17 protein-coding genes and 1 pseudogene are annotated in these 19,504 nt (G+C 37.6%); 11 read left to right on the plus strand and 7 right to left on the minus strand.

Annotated elements, in window-relative coordinates; all coding sequences use genetic code 11:
* Nucleotides 1-17 precede the first annotated feature (17 nt).
* From AC1M9J_RS04190 to AC1M9J_RS04205, 4 genes are all read left to right on the plus strand, one after another.
* Nucleotides 18-1,679, plus strand: coding sequence for a sensor domain-containing diguanylate cyclase (locus tag AC1M9J_RS04190; protein WP_481593897.1), 1,662 nt, complete (start codon nt 18-20; stop codon nt 1,677-1,679).
* Between the two features lie 57 nt (nt 1,680-1,736).
* Entirely contained in the window at nt 1,737-2,774 is a 1,038-nt protein-coding gene (locus tag AC1M9J_RS04195; protein ID WP_481609819.1) for a molecular chaperone DnaJ, read from the plus strand.
* 188 nt (nt 2,775-2,962) lie between these two features.
* Complete coding sequence (locus AC1M9J_RS04200) at nt 2,963-4,684, plus strand: thiamine pyrophosphate-dependent enzyme (RefSeq protein WP_481951951.1); 1,722 nt, start codon at nt 2,963-2,965, stop codon at nt 4,682-4,684.
* 358 nt (nt 4,685-5,042) lie between these two features.
* Entirely contained in the window at nt 5,043-5,762 is a 720-nt protein-coding gene (locus AC1M9J_RS04205; RefSeq protein WP_481951952.1) for a carbonic anhydrase, read from the plus strand.
* A gap of 623 nt (nt 5,763-6,385) precedes the next feature.
* On the opposite strand, the gene AC1M9J_RS04210 is transcribed toward AC1M9J_RS04205, so the two are convergent.
* Nucleotides 6,386-7,393, minus strand: a complete 1,008-nt coding sequence (locus AC1M9J_RS04210; RefSeq protein WP_481607012.1) for an IS1595 family transposase — start codon at nt 7,391-7,393, stop codon at nt 6,386-6,388.
* Nucleotides 7,394-7,629: 236 nt separating this feature from the next.
* On the opposite strand from AC1M9J_RS04210, the gene AC1M9J_RS04215 reads away from it, so the two are divergent.
* Complete coding sequence (locus AC1M9J_RS04215; RefSeq protein ID WP_481951953.1) at nt 7,630-8,544, plus strand: hypothetical protein; 915 nt, start codon at nt 7,630-7,632, stop codon at nt 8,542-8,544.
* A 70-nt stretch (nt 8,545-8,614) separates the two neighbouring features.
* Nucleotides 8,615-8,743: pseudogene (locus AC1M9J_RS04220) on the plus strand (DUF559 domain-containing protein); the annotation flags it as partial.
* Between the two features lie 315 nt (nt 8,744-9,058).
* Here AC1M9J_RS04220 and AC1M9J_RS04225 read toward each other — a convergent pair.
* From AC1M9J_RS04225 to AC1M9J_RS04245, 5 genes are all read right to left on the minus strand, one after another.
* Nucleotides 9,059-9,478, minus strand: coding sequence for a nuclear transport factor 2 family protein (locus AC1M9J_RS04225; protein WP_481612928.1), 420 nt, complete (start codon nt 9,476-9,478; stop codon nt 9,059-9,061).
* Nucleotides 9,468-10,172: an alpha/beta fold hydrolase gene (locus tag AC1M9J_RS04230; protein ID WP_481612929.1), complete on the minus strand. Its 705-nt coding sequence runs from the start codon at nt 10,170-10,172 to the stop codon at nt 9,468-9,470. Before AC1M9J_RS04230 ends, AC1M9J_RS04225 begins: the two co-directional genes overlap by 11 nt.
* A 10-nt stretch (nt 10,173-10,182) precedes the next feature.
* A complete protein-coding gene (locus AC1M9J_RS04235) occupies nt 10,183-10,542 on the minus strand; it encodes a protocatechuate 3,4-dioxygenase (protein ID WP_163171837.1) in 360 nt (119 codons plus the stop codon).
* Between the two features lie 14 nt (nt 10,543-10,556).
* Nucleotides 10,557-11,393, minus strand: a complete 837-nt coding sequence (locus AC1M9J_RS04240; RefSeq protein ID WP_481951954.1) for a gallate dioxygenase — start codon at nt 11,391-11,393, stop codon at nt 10,557-10,559.
* Nucleotides 11,394-11,571: 178 nt separating this feature from the next.
* Nucleotides 11,572-12,777 carry a LysR family transcriptional regulator gene (locus tag AC1M9J_RS04245; RefSeq protein WP_163172745.1) on the minus strand — a complete coding sequence of 402 codons (1,206 nt, stop codon included), beginning with the start codon at nt 12,775-12,777 and terminating at the stop codon, nt 11,572-11,574.
* 158 nt (nt 12,778-12,935) lie between these two features.
* On the opposite strand from AC1M9J_RS04245, the gene AC1M9J_RS04250 reads away from it, so the two are divergent.
* From AC1M9J_RS04250 to AC1M9J_RS04270, 5 genes are all read left to right on the plus strand, one after another.
* A complete protein-coding gene (locus AC1M9J_RS04250; protein WP_163171833.1) occupies nt 12,936-13,667 on the plus strand; it encodes a PIG-L deacetylase family protein in 732 nt (243 codons plus the stop codon).
* Nucleotides 13,664-14,377 carry a 4-carboxy-4-hydroxy-2-oxoadipate aldolase/oxaloacetate decarboxylase gene (locus AC1M9J_RS04255; protein ID WP_163171831.1) on the plus strand — a complete coding sequence of 238 codons (714 nt, stop codon included), beginning with the start codon at nt 13,664-13,666 and terminating at the stop codon, nt 14,375-14,377. Before AC1M9J_RS04250 ends, AC1M9J_RS04255 begins: the two co-directional genes overlap by 4 nt.
* 2 nt (nt 14,378-14,379) lie before the next feature.
* On the plus strand, nt 14,380-15,462 hold the full coding sequence (locus tag AC1M9J_RS04260) for a 4-oxalomesaconate tautomerase (protein ID WP_163171829.1): 1,083 nt from the start codon (nt 14,380-14,382) through the stop codon (nt 15,460-15,462).
* Nucleotides 15,463-15,594: 132 nt separating this feature from the next.
* Nucleotides 15,595-16,908: an MFS transporter gene (locus AC1M9J_RS04265; RefSeq protein ID WP_163171827.1), complete on the plus strand. Its 1,314-nt coding sequence runs from the start codon at nt 15,595-15,597 to the stop codon at nt 16,906-16,908.
* Between the two features lie 185 nt (nt 16,909-17,093).
* On the plus strand, nt 17,094-18,359 hold the full coding sequence (locus tag AC1M9J_RS04270; protein ID WP_481612931.1) for an OprD family outer membrane porin: 1,266 nt from the start codon (nt 17,094-17,096) through the stop codon (nt 18,357-18,359).
* A 391-nt stretch (nt 18,360-18,750) separates the two neighbouring features.
* Here the strand turns inward: AC1M9J_RS04270 and AC1M9J_RS04275 are convergent, their stop codons facing one another.
* Nucleotides 18,751-19,368: a hypothetical protein gene (locus AC1M9J_RS04275; protein WP_481951955.1), complete on the minus strand. Its 618-nt coding sequence runs from the start codon at nt 19,366-19,368 to the stop codon at nt 18,751-18,753.
* Nucleotides 19,369-19,504 lie beyond the last annotated feature (136 nt).

Consider the following 19,504-nt stretch of genomic DNA (forward strand, 5'->3'; position numbering starts at 1 on the left):
AAGAGTTAAGGTGTATTTTGGATTCATTCCGTAATCGCGTTCTGTTCATATTTGCTGGATTAACCATTATCCTTGGGATATGCGTATCGCTGTATATTGGAAATATCGCATCTCAGCACTTGGCTAAAGCCAGTGGACAGACCCTACATGTCGCAGCAAAAAATATCAGTAATGCCTTGGCAGCTTCTCTTGCCGAACGCGAGCGCGAAATGGTGCTGCTCAGCCAATCTCCATTCTTTTCAGAAGCAAGTCTAGATGATCCACGTGTTCGTACACGCTTGGAACAAGTCAAAAATGCGTATGTCTATTATGCTTGGATGGGGGTAACAGATTTAAACGGTGATGTTCAAATTGCTGCGGATGGTATTCTTGAAGGTGAAAACGTTTCTTCACGGCCATGGTTTAAGGCAGGTTTACAGGGTACATACTTAGGTGATGTGCATGAAGCTGTGTTATTGGCAAAAAAAATTCAAGCTTTAAATCCTCATGAGCCGATGCGTTTTATTGATTTCGCAACACCAATCTATGATCCAAATACTCAAAAATTAAAAGGAGTGTTAGCTGCACATGCAGATTGGGAGTGGGCACGTCATATTCTCAATAAAGCATTATCTCAAACAGCATCTCAGCGTGGCATAGAAGTCTTTATCTTAAACAAACAGGGTGAACTGCTGTATCCATTTAAAAGTATTGGACGAGTCAAGCCACCTCAACTTAAAGTCAACGATGCACTTTATTATATTGATGATTGGAATGAAGGGCAGGATTTCTTAACCGCAAATATTGCGGTGGAGTCCGAGACTAAAAGTGATATTGGTTGGCATGTGGTAATTCGTCAACCTTTGGCGATTGCTTTGGCAGATATGCGTGATTTGCAGTTCAAAATCTTCCTGATTGGTTTATTCGTCTCGCTGTTTATCTTTTATGTGATTTATCAACTTGCCAATAAATTGAGCAGACCCATTGAGGCTTTAGCTAAATCGGCTTATGCGGTCGAACAGGGAGACGTGCATACGGCATTTCATAGTCAAAGCAGCATCCGTGAAATCCAAGGATTATCACATTCTCTACAAAGCATGACGCAAACCTTATTGGAACAGAAACAACAATTGCTTGAGGCAAACCAATCTCTAGAGCGTAAGGTTCAAGAGCGCACTCGAGCACTTGAATTGGCTAATCTTGAGTTGATTCGATTGTCACGACATGACGCATTAACAGGTTTACACAATCGCCGTGCTTTAAACGAACAACTTGAATACTTATTTGGTCAACATAAAAGAAATCAAATTGGCTATGCAGCACTTATATTGGATGTCGATTATTTTAAGCAAGTCAACGATCAATATGGTCATGATCAAGGGGATCAAGTGTTACAACAAGTAGCAAAAATCCTTGATCAAGCAACGCGTGAAACCGATTTTGTGGCACGTTATGGTGGTGAAGAATTTGTAATTTTATTGCCTGCAACACATCTGATGGGTGCGCAAGTTTTGGCAGAGAAAATTCGTACATTGGTGGAACAAGCTGTTATTTTGGCAGAGAAAACTTTGACCGTCAGTATTGGTGTCAGTGTGACTGATCTCAACGATGCTGATGCTTATGCCATTCTTAAACGAGCAGATCGACATCTTTATCAAGCAAAAGCCAATGGTCGAAATCAAACTGTGATCGATGCTTAAATAATGCATCCACATTTTGTTGAACTCAGTATTCTCTCATTGGACTAAACACCTGACGTGACTTCATTCGAAATTCAATCCAGTTCTTCTGCACAACTTGTTCAAGATCATAAGCTACGGGTTTTGATTAATCAGATTGAGCAGCAAAAATTACAATTATCCGCATGGCAACACGCCCAAGAAGAAATTCGTACCTACACGCAGAAGAAACTTATTCCTGTCTATCGTGATGTTTATCAAGTGCTGTTTCAGCAATTACAAAGTCTATGGAATAGCCTAAGTCAAATTGATTTAAATAAGTCGTCTCAAAAGGTTGTGGAAGAGAAGTGTTTTAACTTGACCCAAATGTTGAGCAAATCAAATATGCTCAATGAAACTCAACTTGAGACAGTTGAAAAATTACATATTTATTTCGAACAGGTGTTTGCTCAACCACGAAATAAGCAAGATAAAAAGAACAACTTCGAATCTAGTCAAGCACCAGATGCTCATGGTGAACAAAATGATTCAACGATTGATGACGATTCATTGTGGGACAAAGCGCAGTATCAGCAAGCAAGGCAGCAAGCCAAACTTAAACGGCAGCAAGATAAACAAGCCGAAGCAGAAAAGTTAGTGAATCAATCCCTGAAAACAGTATATCTCAAAACAGCTTCTATCATTCATCCAGACCGTGAACCGGATGAATCCAAGAAGGCTGCAAAGACGGCATTATTACAACGTGTTAATGAAGCTTATGAACAAGAGGATTTATTCACGCTATTGAAGTTACAACTTGAAGTCGAGCAACTTCAAGTCGGTATACAGAAAGCTATTCAGCAAGATCAATTGAAGTACTATCAACAAGTATTGCAAGCACAGAGTTTAACTTTAGAAAAGCAAATCCAGATATTGATTAATAGCTTAGTGTGGTCAAACAAGGCAAAAATTGAAGTACAAAAAACTCAAGGTGCTTTAAATATTCAAAAGCTCTATCAACAGATTGACCAAGATGTTTCATCGTTAAAACAACAACTCAAATTGGAAAAGCAGCGTTTAATGGAAATGTCAAAAGCTTCCGGGTTAGCATTTTTGATTGAACATTCACTTCTTTGAATCCAAAACATACGAGCTATAAATAGCTGTTACTGACATCTACTCATTCCGTATTTCTCAATGATTGATTGTCCTATTATTAAAAAATTAATATTATAATTTATATAAAATGTGTATTTTGTCGCATTTATTTGATGTATTGACCATAATATAACGATAATGTTCTAAAAACTAAAACTAGGAATAACATGAAAAGTAAAAAAGTCTCAGACATTATGATTGAAGTGTTGGAACAAGTCGGCGTAAAGCACTGTTACGGCATTGTTGGAGATACGCTTAATCACTTTACCGATTCTTTATCGCGTAGTTCTATTCAATGGATCAATGTTCGCCATGAAGAAGTAGGTGCATTTGCAGCAGGTGCAGATTCATTGATGAGTGGCAATTTAACAGTATGTGCTGGCTCATGTGGTCCTGGAAGCTTGCATTTTATTAATGGTCTGTACGAATCACACCGTAATGGTGCGCCTGTGGTTTTGATCGCAAGCCAACTTTCAACCGAACAAGCAGGCTATTTAGATTTTCCCCAATATGTCGACTTTAAAGAAATTTATAAAAGTTGTTCTGTATATTGCGAGGAGATCAAAGCAGCCAGTCAAGTCAGACATGTGATGACATTGGCCTGTCAGGCAGCACTGAATAAACGTGGCGTAGCGGTGGTCATTATGCCAACCAATATCAGCAATCAATATATTCAGGAATCATTGGATTTCAGGGTACATCATCCGCAGCCTGAAACTACGCCTAATCCTGCTGAACTTCATCAGATTAAAAACTTCATCAATGCTCATCAAAAAGTCACGATTTATGCGGGTATTGGAGCTCAGCATGCTCACGATGAAGTAGTTGAACTTTCGAAAAAATTAAATGCACCCGTTGTGCATACCTCACGTGCGAAACATTTTATTGAATATGATAATCCTCATAATATGGGGATGAATGGTATGTATGGTAATAAAGCAGCCTTACATGCGATTAATCATAGTGAGGTATTGTTACTGCTTGGAACGGACTTTGCGTGGCCACAGTTTTATCCTAAACACGCGAAGATTATTCAAATCGATGTCGATGCTACTCATTTAGGTCGTCGCTATCCTATAGATTTTGGTGCTGTTGGACATATTGCACCAACGCTGCGTGCATTAATCCCTTTAGTTGAAAACAAGCAGAACCAACACTTTATTCAAGAGTGCTTAGATTTAAAGAAAGTTGCAGATGCAGCTCGTTTGAAAGAAGAGCGTATAGGTAAAGATGGTTTGATCCACCCGCAATATGTGGTGGCGCTTCTCAACAAATATGCAGATGATGATGCATTTTTCACTGGAGATGCAGGCTCATCGAAACTATGGATGCTTCGTCACATCGATACCAATGGTAAGCGTAAATTGCAATGTAGTTTACTGCACGGTACGATGGCAAACTCGATGCCTCAAGCACTCGGGATTAAAAAAGCCTTTCCTGAACGTCAGGTGATTGCGCTATGTGGTGATGGTGGTCTGAGTATGCTGTTGGGTGATCTCATGACCATCGTACAGGAAAAGTTGCCGATCAAAATTGTTGTCTTTAATAACCATTCGCTCAATTTTGTAGAGCTTGAACAAAAAGTTGATGGCTTACTGGATAATTTTACCAAATTAGCGAACCCTGATTTTGGCAAAGTCGCTGAAGCGATCGGGATTTATGGCATGACTCAAAAAGATGGTCATGGTTTGGAAGCAGCTATTCAGAAATTTTTAGCTCATGATGGTCCTGCACTAATCGATATTCATACCAACCCTGTAGAGTTGGTGATGCCACCAGAACCAAAATTTGAGCAAGTGAAGGCGACTTCATTGTATGCGATGAAGGCGGTTTTAGCTGGTCGAGGAGATGAGGTTAAAGATCTAATCGTGAATAATTTTATTAAATAAAATCGTTCGTCTCTTTAATCATTTTTTATGACAGTTTCTTCAAGTACTCACGCGATATTTATATCTGCTAGTCTTGAAGAAGCTTTTTTTATACCGTTAAGTAAAATTATAATAAAAAATACAGTAAATTTACAATAAAAATTATCTTAAAAAATAAGTATTAATCCTTCATAAAATCATTTTGATCAATATCGTCATTGTTCAAACTGCTCATATTTTCTATAACTGTGTTCCATTTTTGATTCAGTCATGATCAAGATGTGGAGTTCATTTGATCTATGAGAATATCAAATAGATCAAAATAATAATGGTAAAAATCACATAAATTAATGAACGGTTCGCGTATTAAGGTTTAATGATGAGAAGTTTTTTTCAAGTATTTTCACTTTCTATTCTTTCTTCAAGTGTATGGGCAGGTGCAGATTGGGATTATCACCACCCTGAACAATGGAACACACTGAGTCCCAATTTTGCAGCCTGTTCTGGTCAGAATCAGTCACCAATTAACATTGAGCGTTCTGTAAAAGCGGATTTGAAACCATTGCAGTTTAGCTATCAAACTTTGATTCAACGTATTCATAACAATGGTCATACGGTTCAAGTCGACTTTAAAGAGGGCGGAGAGTTGATGCTGGATGGTGATCGTTTTCAACTCAAACAATTTCATTTGCATACCCCGAGTGAAAATAAAATTCATGGGAAGCAATATCCGTTAGAAATTCATTTTGTACATGCCAATGCCAAAGGAGAGCTGGCTGTTGTGGGTATGATGTATGCACAAGGTGCCGAGAATCCGCAGTTGGCAAGAATATGGAATTCATTACCGAAGCTAAAAGGGCAAACTGTTGTGTTAAAACAGCCCCAGTCTGTTAATCATTTATTGCCAAAGAATTTGAATTATTATCGTTTTAGTGGGTCGCTTACTACACCACCATGTTCTGAGGGTGTTCGCTGGCTAATTTTAAAAGAGATCCAAACAGCCTCAGTCAAGCAGATTGAGGACTTTGCCAAGTTGTTAGGACACCCGAATAACCGACCTGTTCAGCCTACAAATGGTCGCGTGGTGGTGGAGAATTGATTTAAAGATAAAGACTTAATTTATGGGAAGGGAGTGGGAAATGTTGTTGGAGTTTAGAGTGCTTATACTTTTCTCCCTCTCCCTATGGGATGAGAAACAATGCTTCGCAAGGAGATGAGGGATAAAGCAATAGTTAAAATCTGAAAAGCAAAGGTTGATGTATATGACGGAAGAGAGTGGTATCGGGATGTTGTTGGAATGTGGGATATTTTAGTTTTTGGCTCTGTTTTAAGAATACGTTGATTTAGTAAAGAAAACTATGATTTTTTAGTTGCAAAGTTCATGGTTTATTTATAAATTTTTTTACAAAACAATTGCTTATAATGCATAAAGCCTAGTCTATGAAAATTTTCCAAATCCATCTAAATATATTTCCAATAATATTTGGAAATAAATAACCGATAATAAAGCAGGAAATTACGGTGATAATAACTATTTTAACTGAACTAAATGAGGTGCTTAGATAAAATGATATAAAAATTGCTAAACCAAGCCCAAGAATAACCCCACCTATTGAGTAATATAGTGCTGTTATTAAGCGTTCATAATTATTCATTCTTCAACCTCAGAGTATTTTTTATATTAATAATAACATTCCAACAGCTTCATTTATTCAAACTACATCAAATTGGTATAGGTGGTCTTTTTGAGATGTCAATGAATTTACTTGAGCAGATAGTATTTCTAATAAATTCAATTAAAATTGAATGCTTATTCTGAATCGTATCTTTAGAGAAATTTACGAAATTATGATAAACAAGATAGTTATTTAAATATTTTGTTGCAACCCCTTTAAATATATTAATAATCATATCTTTTAGGCGACTATGATAATTATTAATGGTTTGAATATTAAATATACCTTTAGAGCGTTTATTGGTGTCAATTCGTATATGATTCAGATGCATATCATTTGATATCTTTTGATATGGGCGCAGTGAATCAGTAACAAATACTGATTCAGTTTTAATTTTTCCATCTAAAACCTTTTGTAAATCAGATAGAGTCGGACGACCTAAATTAGATATTTTAGCAATAGACAGTCCACTTAGATTTACACTACAGGTAACACAAACCTGTTCTTTAGATATTCCACGTTTAGTTGCTTTTGTCCCACGATGATGTGATGGGCGTGGCAAATTAAAGTGTTTATGATTGCCTTTATAAGATACTGTTGTATATGTTTCATCTGCCTGTACCACTCCATATAATTCAACTTCATCCATCATTTTTTGTAAGGCATCAAGTATTTTATGTCGCCAAGCAAATGCTGTTGCAATGTTAATTTCACAAATTCGAGCACATTTGCGAATTGAGTATTTCTCTAAAAAGCACTCAATATATTTATCCCAAACATCCATATTTTTATGAGTCTTATATAGAATAGTACCTGTATGTTCTACAAAGGATTTCTTACAAGACCTGCATAAATAGCGTTGGTTATTATTTTCTTTTCCATTTTTTACAAAATGTGTAGATTCGCAATGCAAACATTGAGAAATCTTTTTAGGTTGAATAACTTTTTTAATGTTATCTTGCACTGATACAGACAATAAGAAAGCTCGTTTATCATGCTCAGAAAGATTGCTAAATAGTTGCTTTATAACATCTATGTCTTTAGTAACATCCATTACGCATCACCTTGCTAAGAATCGCTTAACACCAACTGTATCGTACAAATATTATGCAATCAACGATTGCTTAAAACAGAGCCTAGTTTTTTTATTTTTAGTTTGAATAAGTACAGTAAGGTACGTTATTTTAAAGATGACAAGACTTATATCTAAATTAAATGTTCAGTCATTTTTTATACATACAAAAAAGAGAAAAAGAATAAATGAGTTTTTTCATCATCTTAGCTTTTATTGTGTTTGCAATATTATTCACAGCTTATAAATTATTTGGTTCAAATTTAACGCAGAGCGCCGTTGTCGAAGCTCAACAGGAGATTCAAGAGCCTAAGAGTCGGTCAGGTTTTGTTAAAGTGGATTTAACTGATGCTTCAACAGTAGTCATCTCATTGGCACAAGATAGTTTCATTCGTTTTAAAAACCAAAATCGTGTAAAGGGTGTTGAAACCGTACAAGAACCCAAAAATAATCGATATTGTTATTATGCTTGTAATTTTGGTGATGATCCTTATGAAAAGAATATTGAGCTGAATTTAGAACTGAATGGTAAGAGTTTCCAATTTGAAAAAGTCTATGATCTTTCCCTTAAACAAACCAATGAGATCATTGAAGGAATTGAGTTCGAGCAAAGGTGGTCGAAAGCGAATAGTTCATTAGAAGATGCTTTCCAAGATTACAAACGCTTTATGCAAAAATTACTTGATTTAGGTTGTCAAAACTATTTTGCTCTAGATGATATTCGTTATAAAAAAGAGGATTACAACAAAATTCTAGCTTCTGGTGATCATACTTGTCTCGCCCCTGATCTCATTCAATTTGATGAATTTAAATCTGTATTAGAATCCGAAGACTTTTTATCACTCGATAGTTACTTTTATGTGGAAGATTTTGAAATTTCTATTTTTTATAACCGTGATTACTCAGCCACATTTGAGATAAGGTACTTAGCTTCAATATACAGTGCTTTGAGTTTTTATGGTGCTGATGATTTATATCTAGATGAATTATCAATCAATGAAAAACAAATAAAACTAGAAAAATACAGAGAAGAATGTTTGTTGGCTCGTAAGGAAGAAGAAGAGGAGATCAAGCAAGCAGGATTTAAAGTTGATCAAGGTTATAAAGATCCTTTCATTCAGTTTAAGATATAGCTTAAATCAAGCAACAATAATTAAAATCACAATGAAAAGTGCTCTCTCCCTATGGTAGAAGGAAATAAAAATGAAATTAGATCCCCAATTATTAGAATTTGCCAAATCCATGCGCCACACCGCCACAGATGCAGAACATCTGATGTGGCAAATTTTACGTGCCAAGCGATTTACTAATTTGAAACTTGAATATCAGCACTGAGCGGACCAGATAAAAAAATATGATGTTGAGCTGGAAAAAACTTAAAGCTTTATGCTTAAGACCTATGCTAAGTAAAACAATCTACTTTAAAGTAACTTTAAGCCGAGAATTGGCTACGGAATCGACAATCAGAAGAATTGAGTATGAATTACATCTTGAGTAGGCCTAGACTGTTTTTATTGTCAAGAAAAGGTATGAGTAAGTAAAAATTGACGTCATACCTGAAATAGATTATTACTGAAATACTATTCATATATTTCTACAATAAATGATTAGCTAATCGTTGTAGATTGATACTATTTTCTATAACTTTTATATTTTTTTCACAAAGTTTATGAACCCGTTACGTTCATGAAACAGCCATTGATCGTTTTGGTAAATAATTTTATCTTTGAATCCACCGACAACAAATATTTCTAATGATTCGGAATCATTACCACTAAATAGCAAAATTTGACTTTCAGCGAAGATGAGATCATCCGTTTGTTGATTTAAAAAAACATTGCCTACAATGTGTTGAGTTATTTTTTTTGGACGGCTATTGAAAGAATCTAAAATATCTGCATGGCCTATAATAATTTCATTAGGTTGGCTAGGCCGTGAGTATTTTGCATGAGGAGTAAATAATTTAATGAGCTCTTTATATCGTTTTTGGTCATTTAGATAAGCAAAATACTTAATTAGGTGCTCTATTTCACTTTGAATACTAAGGGTCGGTTTATTATTGGTCATTTGATAGAATCCATTTATCTAAACTTGTATTGATCTGGTCGGCCGCCTCAAGTGGTGACATGTGCCCACTATTTTCATAAATATGCAGGTCAGCATTTGGATTAATCTCAAGCATGGCCTCATGTTGAGCTAAAGTACTCCATTGATCTTGGCGGCCAACGCCTAAGTAAAGCGGGATACGAATACACTTAAATACATCAACTACTTCAGGGCGTGTCAAAAGAGCATTAATTTGTGCTTCAAAGCTCTCAATCGTTTGCCCTAAAACCATTTTCTGCATAGGCGAAAAAATATCAATCTGAGCGATATTAGGTAAATAGACCATTGGTTCCAACCAATGAGGGATTAAATACTGCATGCCGTGTCTGCGAACAGCATCTATAAGTTCAAAGCGTTTTTCGGTTTCACCTGTTTTCACAGCATGTATTCCAAAATCAATTAAAGCTATTTTGGAAACCAGTTGCGGAGCCAAGCGAAAAACTTCTAAGGCAACGCGAGCCCCCATTGAATGACCAACAATAATTGAGCGGTCATGCAAATTAGATATAACTTTTTTCGCCATATCTTGAATGCTTGAAAGATGGCTAAATTCAAATGTTTCAACACAATATTGAGGCGAGAAATATTCGATTTGTTTTTGCCAAACTGTATGATCACAGAGTAAGCCCGACAAAAAAACAATTTTAGTTTTCATTGGCTTGCCCTTATTTTAATGTAGGAACCTGACGCGTTTTTAGAAACTCTTCTAAAGATTCACCACGCATAATGGCATAGACTTCCATATTACTTTTCTTCGCCACTCGAGCAAATTTCTCTAACACGAAAAAGTTTACGCCATGTTGTACTAAGCCCAACCAATCCTCATTCAGGATCATCTGCTGTTCATCATGAGTTAGACCAGCTTCATCCATGAGTGCTTTGGGATTTAAATGATAACGTTCACGCCAATTTAGCTTGGTCATATACCAAAAAAACGTATTAATTTTAAGGTTTCGATTACTCACGATGAGATCAAATACATAGGTGCCAGGCACAGTTTCAATTCCATTGAGCTGTTGATTCATTTAACATTCCTTATCTAAATAACTTCGTAAAGTACCGCAGTCATGGCTGTAGTTGTTGCTAGATAATAGTTGAGATGTTTTTTCTCAATATGATCTCCAAGTGCACCACGCATGGCCAACCACATGATTTGTTCCACACTTTCAGCACCGCCACGCTCGATATAATCTTTATGCGTTAACTTGGTGAGCGCTACAGGATCATGTTCGAGTAATTCTAGAAATTCATGATCCCACTCTGTATTGTTGAAGCCCGTACGTTCACCATGAATTTGATGAGAAAGTCCGCCTGTACCAACAACAGCAACATTGATATCTTCAGGATAAGTCTCAATTGCTTTTCTGATCGCTTGGCCTAACTTATAACAGCGTAATCCTGTAGGTAGTGGATATTGCAAGACATTGATTGCAATTGGAATGACAACGCCTGGCCAGTCTGGTGTTGGTGACCATAACAGTGGTAATGGTGCGGCACAGCCATGATCAAGGGCTTTATTTTGAAATATTGTTAAATCAAACTCATCATTGACTAAGCAATCGGCAATATGAGCCTGAAGTTTTACATCGCCACGAATGTCAGGCAGGTTTCGTGGTCCAGCCCCTTCATCTGCAATAGGGAAAGACTCGCCAACCCCTAAGGCAAATGTTGGGTAGAAGTCAAAAAAGAAGGTAGAGCAGTGATCATTGTAAAAAAATACCAATGCATCAATTTTTTTATCGATTAGCCATTGTGCGATCGGTTTATAGCCATCAAATAAAGGTTGCCACGCAGGGTCATTTTGTTTGCCTTTGTCGTAAGCAAGACCAATTGTGGGTACATGAGAACTGCCAATTCCACCAATAATTTTTGCCACTTTAATATCCCTATATGTCTTTCCATTGAACAAATTATTGGGTTTTATATATGAGATGGCTAATCATATTAGTTAAACAAGGTATGATTTTTACTTATATACTCCCCCAAAAAATTAACTTCTGATTTTAAAGATTTGCCGTCAAAATTGCTGCAAAGAAAGTATAATTATTACGCAATTAAGCATGCTTATATTTTGGGGTAAATGTTAAGATTTGATCCAAGAAAATTTGCGTTGCTGTACTTAAAATCGCATGTTTCCGATAGCTAATGCCGATTTTCCTATCGGTATCAGGGAGTTTAATTGGTAACTCCACAATAGATCCATGTTGTAATTCATGTTGCATCTGCGAGCGCGACACAATTGCGATGAGATGAGATGTTTGAAGGAGTCCTCTGATCAGAGCATGATCGCCTGTTTCGACGGTTGGTAATGGTGCCTCAAAACCTAGTTGTTCAAAGCTTCTTTGAATCATTTCACGTGAGGGCGTATGTGCACGTGGCAATATCCATGGAAATTCCAGTAATGCGTTCAGTTGAATATGGTTCAGTGAGTTCTGTAATAGCGGATGCTGCTTACCCAGCACAATAATCATATCTTCCGAAAAAAGAATATGTTGTTTGAAATCAGGAATACTTTGATCAGGGCGTATGGCACCAATAATAAAATCGATATCGCCAACGCGTAATTGGGCACTTAAGATTTCATAAGCACTTTCATTGGTGACGAAATGAATACCTGGATGTGCGATAGTCATGTGCCCCATGACTTGGGGTAAAATATCTGCACGAATCAAAGGCAATGCGCCAACATGTACAACCCCCTGCAATTGACCTTTAAATGAAGAAATCTCATCTCGTAAAGGTCTAAACTCATTGAGACATAATTGAACCTGCGTTTTGATTAATTGGCATAACGGAGTTTCCTTTATGCCTGTTGTACTTCGTTCAAATAATTCAACTTTTAAAGATTGTTCTAAAATTTTAATGGCTGCACTGACTGCGGGTTGCGTGATTTGTAAGAGCTGTGCTGTACTTCGCATGCTTTTAGTCAGGCATAGAGTCAAAAATATTTTTAGTCTTTGTTGGTTGTAAAGGAAAAAGGGTTCTGATGAGCCATGAACTTTCGTGTCTTTCAAACTCTCTTTCAGCAGGGCAGGAATCTGTTGTAAGTAACATATACCATTTTGCACACGCGCCAAAATGTAATGCCCAGTCGCACTGAGTAAGACGCCTTGAGGGTGACGCTCAAATAGTTGCACTTCTAATTGTTTTTCAAGTTCTTGTATCCCTCGTGTTATTGCAGATTGAGTCCGAAATAGATTCTCCGCAGCTTTAGAAATATTTTGATGTTTAGCGACCTCAATGAAGAATCGCATTTGCATGATATTTATTGAATTTATGTCTTTCAAAATCTAATTCTAACTATTGTGTGATCTTACCCTATAAATAAAACTCATGTGCTGAAAAGTCAATTGAATTGTTCACTGCCTACCTTCCCATGCCACGATGTAAACATATGGAAATGTTCAAAGGATTAATCATGACTACGCAGAAAACAGGTTTAGTAATTAGCGCACATTCGGCAGATTTTGTATGGCGTGCAGGCGGAGCAATTGCATTACATAAAGAACAGGGCGTTCAAATGCATATTGTGTGCCTTTCATATGGAGAGCGTGGTGAGTCGGCGAAATTGTGGCGTCAACCGAACATGACTGAAGATAAAGTAAAAAAAGTACGTGAACAAGAAGCAAGAGATGCCGCAGAAGTACTTGGAGCGAGTATTGAGTTCCTCGATTTAGGGGACTATCCATTAAAAGCTGATCATGACATTTTATTTAAGCTTGCTGAAATTTACCGTCGTCTCCAGCCGAGCTTTGTTTTAAGTCACTCTTTAAACGATCCATATAATTATGATCATCCACGTGCTGCACATCTTGCGCAAGAAGCACGCATTATAGCGCAGGCAGAAGGTCATAATCCTGGAGAAAAAGTGATCGCTGCACCACCATTTTATTGCTTTGAACCGCATCAACCTGAGCAATGTAATTGGAAGCCAGATGTTTTATTAGACATCACAAGCGTATGGGACACCAAGTACAAAGCTATTCAATGTATGCAAGGTCAAGAACATCTTTGGGAATACTACACACGTGTTGCATTACAACGTGGGGTTCAAGCTAAGCGCAATATTGGTATTACAGCTGCTAAAAATATTATCTATGGCGAGGCTTATCAAAGTATCTTCCCGCGTGTGACGGAGAGCCTTGAATGAAATCACTCGGATTAAAAGGTGTCGTTGTTCGTCATATTGATCGTGCGCCCCAAGCGGTGATTGATCAAATGGCACATTGTGGCGTCGCAACGGTACATGAGGCGATGGGGCGCATTGGTTTAATGGCACCCCGTATCAGACCTATACAGCAAGGGGTGTGTATTACGGGTTCTGCGGTAACGCTTTGGGTTGCACCTGGAGATAACTGGATGTTTCACGTTGCGGTTGAGCAATGCAAGCCGGGAGACATCATTGTGGTTGCACCGAGTTCACCTTGCCAAGACGGTTTTTTTGGAGATCTTTTGGCGACATCTATGAAAGCGCGTGGCGTCATTGGATTGGTCGGAGATATCGGAATTCGTGATAGTCAGGTTTTGCGTGAGATGGGATTTTACGTGTGGTCACGTTCAATTTTCTCGCAAGGCACGATCAAAGAAACCTTAGGCTCAGTCAATGTACCTATCATTTGTGCTGAACAATTGGTTTGTCCGGGGGATGTCATTGTTGCCGATGATGACGGTGTCGTTGTTGTTCCAAGAGAACAGGCTGAAGACATTTGTGAGAAAAGTTTAACGCGAATGGAGCTTGAAGAGGCGAAACGCCTGAGAATGGCTCAGGGCGAACTTGGCTTAGATATCTACGGGATGCGACCGCGTTTAGCAGAAAAAGGTTTGTGCTATGTCGATCGCCTAGAAGATCTGGATGTTTAAAAATGCAGACTCCAATTCGATGTATGTTGATGCGAGGGGGAACCTCTAAAGGGGCGTATTTCCTTTCGCAAGATTTACCTGACGAGCCAGCGTTACGTGATCAAGTTTTACTTGCCGTAATGGGCTCGCCAGACACGCGTCAAATTGATGGTATTGGCGGTGGCAATTCACTCACGAGTAAGGTTGCCATTGTCAAAAAATCTGAGCGCAGTCATACAGATCTCGATTATTTGTTCGCTCAAGTGAGTGTGGATCAAGCAAAAGTAGATTATGGGCAAAATTGTGGCAATATTCTGGCCGGCGTGGTGCCCTTTGCAATTGAACGAGGTTTGATTGTTCCACAAGATGGTCAAACTGTTGTCACAGTATTTATGGAAAATACTCAACAATTTGCAAAGGTTACTGTAAATACACCAAACGCTGAACTTGATTATGCTGGCTCGACTTATATCGATGGTGTACCTCAGCCAGCCGCAGAAATCATTTTAGAGTTTGAAGACATCGCAGGTTCGACCTGTGGAAAACTATTACCTACAGATAAACGCATTGATTGTATCGATGGCATACAGGTGACATGTATAGACAATGGAATGCCGGTTGTTTTGATCAATGCAACAGATCTGGGCTGTACGGGCTATGAGAGTAAACAAGAATTAGATCGAAACGAAGATCTTAAGCAACAACTGGAAAGAATTCGTTTAAAAGCAGGAAAATTGATGAATCTGGGCAATGTGAGCCATAAAACCATTCCCAAGATGTGCTTGATTTCTCCTGCACAGACTGAAGGATGCATCAATACGCGATTTTTCATTCCGCATCAATGTCATAACAGTATTGGTGTATTTGCTGCAATCAGCGTCGCGAGCGCTTGTGCCATGAGCGGAAGTGTTACCGAAGGAATCGCGAAATTACCTCAGGAAACCAAAGAAAAACGCATGGCGATCTTACACCCATCGGGTCATTTTGATGTGCTACTGCGATTAGATCACACAGGAAAAATTAAAGGGAGTGGGTTTATCCGAACGGCAAGAGCTTTGTTTGATGGCTTCGTATTTATTGCTGAAAAAGTATGGAAAAAGAACTGAAATAAGTAAGCGTAAAGATTTTGTCTTTAAATCTTAATGGTTTACTTAGTTGTCAGAATGGAATGATGACTAGAATTTCTCAGCTAGGCTGAGGTTTACATAGATGTAAAAAAATAGTTCAAGGAATGGAAGATGGATTTAAAAACACAATTAGCACAGAAAAAAATGAACGCATATCAATGGTTCATTGTTGGTTTATGTATCTTACTCAATATTGTAGACGGCTATGACGTTATGGTCATGGCTTTTACTGCCGCAGCTGTTTCAGCAGATTGGCAATTATCAGGATCAATTCTAGGTTTATTGCTGAGTATTGGTTTTATTGGAATGGCTTTAGGTTCATTCTTAATTGCGCCCAAGGCAGATAAAATTGGTAGACGTAATCTGATCTTGATCTGTTTAGCAATTTGTAGCATGGGTATGCTACTCAGTGCACTGACGCAAAATCCGTATCAGTTGGCAGCATGCCGATTACTAACAGGTTTAGGTATTGGTGGTATTTTGACCAATGCCAGTGTGGTTGCAAATGAATTTTCATCACAACGATGGAAAAGCTTATCTGTAAGTTTGTTATCTATGGGTTATGCGCTTGGTGCAGTATTAGGTGGCATTGTTGCGTACCATCTTACAGCTTCACATGGCTGGCGCAGCGTATTCTTATTTGGCGGTTTACTTACCACTTCAGTGTTGGTGATCTGCTTATTCGTTTTGCCAGAGTCTTTAGAGTACTTAGTTGTAAAACAGCCTAAAAAAGCCTTAGAAAAAATTAATCAGTTAAGCAAAAAAATTGGCTTACCAGCTTTAACTCAATTGCCTGTCATTTCAACAACGCAACAGAAGACTTCGTTCAAAAAGTTATTCTCACCTGAGTTGGCAAGTCAAACAATCTGCATTTGGGTGGCATTCTTTACAGTCATGGCTGGCTTCTATTTCATTTTGAGTTGGACGCCAAAAATTTTAGCTATGGCTGGCATGAGTGTTGAACAAGGTGTGAATTTGGGAACCTTCCTAAATATTGGAGGAATTCTTGGTGCGATCTTAATGGGTACCATTAGTTCTAAGTTCCAAATTCATAAAATTCTTGCAATCTTCTTATCTGCGACTGCAGTCAGTATCTTGATCTTCATTTCATTTGCTCATGTATATAGTTATGCACTTTGGATTGGTGTGTTAATCGGCATGATGGCCAATGGTTGTATTGCGGGTCTATATGCACTTTCAACGGTTACATATTCAACTGAAATTCGTGCCACAGGCGTAGGACTTGCAATCAGTATGGGACGTATTGGCGCAATCATGGCACCTTTACTTGCAGGCTATTTCTTAGACTTAGGCATTTCACCATTAAATCTATACCTTGTTGCAGCAATGCTATTTGGTACTGGATTCATCATGTTACTCATCAGTTATCGTCAATATAAAAGAGCGAGATTGGTGACAGCTTAATTTTTGAATCAAATTCAAATGAATGAAGCGCTGTGCATTTCTAAAGCAGCAATCAATTCTTAAAAAAGAAGGTTTAGTTATCAATGGCTTGGGGTTCATCACCCAAGTCAATGAGGCAGATGACCCTTCAAAATCACAAACATTATTTGAATATTCAACTAATTTATAAATCTAAGGAAAATAGCATGAAATTATCTGTTCTATTTTTAGGGGCGATTGCATCTGGTTTTTGCTATACCGCACATGCAAATTCTTTTATTGACGACTCATCTGTAAACTTAACTGCACGAAATTTTTATTTTGATCGTGATTATAAAGAAAATGACCCTGTAAATGCTGCACGTGATTGGGCACAAGGTTTTATTTTAAAAGCAAATTCAGGATACACGCCAGGTCTAGTGGGTGTAGGTCTAGATATTACAGCGCTTGCTGGTTTTAATTTGGCGGGTAGTCGAGCTGATGACTATGCAGGCTCTGGATTATTACCTGTAAGTTCATCTGGTAAAATTGATCAATACGGTGAAATTCGTTGGACAGCGAAAGCCAAAGTAGGCAATTCAACTGTTCATACTGGTACCTTAACCCCGATGTTCCCTGTGCTGTTTTCATCTCCTGCACGTTTATTTCAACAAAACTACCGTGGTACACATCTACAAATAAATGAAATCGAAAACTTAAAACTGCATGGCTTATATGTAGATCGCGTCAATCAGCGTGACTCAACTGACTTTGAAAAAATTCGTGTAGGTAATCCAAACGGTCGTTTCGATCAAGCCGCCGCATCTTCGGGTTTATATATGTTAGGTGGTGAATATAAGCTGCGTGAGAACATCAATACTCAGGTCTTCCATGCCAATCTTCACGATGTCTATCAGCAAAGCTTTGTTGGCACTAAAATGAAGCACGATATAGGCTTTGCTCATTTGGTGAGTGACCTACGTTTGTTTGTGAGTGAAGATTCTGGTCAATCCCTTGCAGGTAAAATCGACAATCAACATCTAGGCGGTTTATTTGGATTCCAGCGAGGTAACGGTATTCTAAGTCTTGGATATATGCAGTCTTTTGGTGATACTGCTATGCCTACATTAGCTGGAAGTGAGCCAGCAGTATTCTTAGACTCGATGAGTGCTGATTTCAGTAATAAAGATGAACGTGTTTATAGCGCACGTTTCGATTATGACTTCAAAGATACACCATTGAGTGGTCTTAAATTTATGACTCGTTACTCCAAGGGTATTGATATTGATCTTTCAAAACTAGTTGATGAGGATTACAAGCAAAGAGCTTTAGATACTGAATTGAGTTATCATTTTAATGAAGGAGCATTGAAAGGTTTGAATCTGCGTTTACGTCATACACGTTATCGCAGTGATCTACCATTAGTAGGTCAAGCATTTCGTCCTGGTGATGAAACACGTTTGAATGTTGATTACACATGGAAATTTAAATAAATCTATGTGGACTCGAATAATAAAGAATTTCTAATGGTGGGTTCTTGATAACGATTATACATTTCCTTAATTGAAGCGAGGAGAGATGAAGCCAGCAGATACGTCAACATAATGAGCCTTTCTGTTCTGGAGCTCTCCATCTCCGGAACATATATTGGTAGATTAATGCGGATGTGTCTGCTGCGAAGAAACAGCTGAAAGCGGAAAAGCAGAGACTCATGTATATGGGGAAAGAGCGTGGGTTGGACATGTTGTTGGGGCATCAAGTTTTATAGTCTACCTCTCCCTAACTCTCTCCTAAAAGGAGAGGGAGCCCTAATGTGAAAATCCTGCAGATATTAAATCAAATGATGCTTCCTCTCCCTATGGGAGAGAGCTGGAGTGAGGGTTTCTATGATCGTAAACTCTCAATTTCCTTTAAAATCCATGTTTTAACTTGATCATTCTTAGATAAAGAAAATTCTAAAGCAGGAGAGTCACTTGAAACATCCACATTTCCTTCATAGGGGGAAATAATGAGTAGTTTTTCATCGAAAAGCATAAAGAAGTTCCAGTGAAATTTGGTGCTATAAATGATTTTTATCGTTCCTTTCTTGTTCACTTTTTTATGGATGCCATCCAATTTTGTTTTACAGTTGTTAATTTTAGTTTTTATATCCATAGGAGACTTATTGAAACGGCTAGCTATAATTTTAAGATGTTCATTATTGTTTTCATCGGGAAGGATAAATTCTAATTCACCTCCTTTTTTTAAAAAAGCCTCTAATGTCTTTGAGTGACTAGATATCCAAGAATCAAAATAATGCGTGACGACCGTAACCTTTTTATGATGTTGAAATAAGAGTTTCCAATTTTTATTTTTGAAGAAATCTTGAGTTTTCCAATCATTATTAAAGTATGGTTTGACTTCATCTAATGTTCTTCGAGCGATATCATCAATTAATTTTTCATCACGTTGATTTTCAAAAAAATCTGTTAATGATTTTAATAGCAATAAAGATACAGACAAAATTATTCAAGTTGGGATTAATGCATTTGATACATCTTTTCCTAATGAGTAAAAAGTCTTAGACCATGAAAAAGGATCAGAACTCAGAAGATATGAGAAAAATAAATAAAGACAAATTAGAACTATTGCCGAAATA

Source organism: Acinetobacter sp. ANC_7588 (assembly GCF_056783995.1).

Bases quoted from the DNA above. Each gene is read 5' to 3' on its own strand.
- AC1M9J_RS04200 (WP_481951951.1), top strand. From the start codon at position 2,963: ATGAAAAGTAAAAAAGTCTCAGACATTATGATTGAAGTGTTGGAACAA.
- AC1M9J_RS04205 (WP_481951952.1), top strand. From the start codon at position 5,043: ATGAGAAGTTTTTTTCAAGTATTTTCACTTTCTATTCTTTCTTCAAGT.
- AC1M9J_RS04210 (WP_481607012.1), bottom strand. From the start codon at position 7,393: ATGGATGTTACTAAAGACATAGATGTTATAAAGCAACTATTTAGCAAT.
- AC1M9J_RS04225 (WP_481612928.1), bottom strand. From the start codon at position 9,478: ATGACCAATAATAAACCGACCCTTAGTATTCAAAGTGAAATAGAGCAC.
- AC1M9J_RS04230 (WP_481612929.1), bottom strand. From the start codon at position 10,172: ATGAAAACTAAAATTGTTTTTTTGTCGGGCTTACTCTGTGATCATACA.
- AC1M9J_RS04235 (WP_163171837.1), bottom strand. From the start codon at position 10,542: ATGAATCAACAGCTCAATGGAATTGAAACTGTGCCTGGCACCTATGTA.
- AC1M9J_RS04245 (WP_163172745.1), bottom strand. From the start codon at position 12,777: ATGCAAATGCGATTCTTCATTGAGGTCGCTAAACATCAAAATATTTCT.
- AC1M9J_RS04250 (WP_163171833.1), top strand. From the start codon at position 12,936: ATGACTACGCAGAAAACAGGTTTAGTAATTAGCGCACATTCGGCAGAT.
- AC1M9J_RS04255 (WP_163171831.1), top strand. From the start codon at position 13,664: ATGAAATCACTCGGATTAAAAGGTGTCGTTGTTCGTCATATTGATCGT.
- AC1M9J_RS04260 (WP_163171829.1), top strand. From the start codon at position 14,380: ATGCAGACTCCAATTCGATGTATGTTGATGCGAGGGGGAACCTCTAAA.
- AC1M9J_RS04265 (WP_163171827.1), top strand. From the start codon at position 15,595: ATGGATTTAAAAACACAATTAGCACAGAAAAAAATGAACGCATATCAA.
- AC1M9J_RS04270 (WP_481612931.1), top strand. From the start codon at position 17,094: ATGAAATTATCTGTTCTATTTTTAGGGGCGATTGCATCTGGTTTTTGC.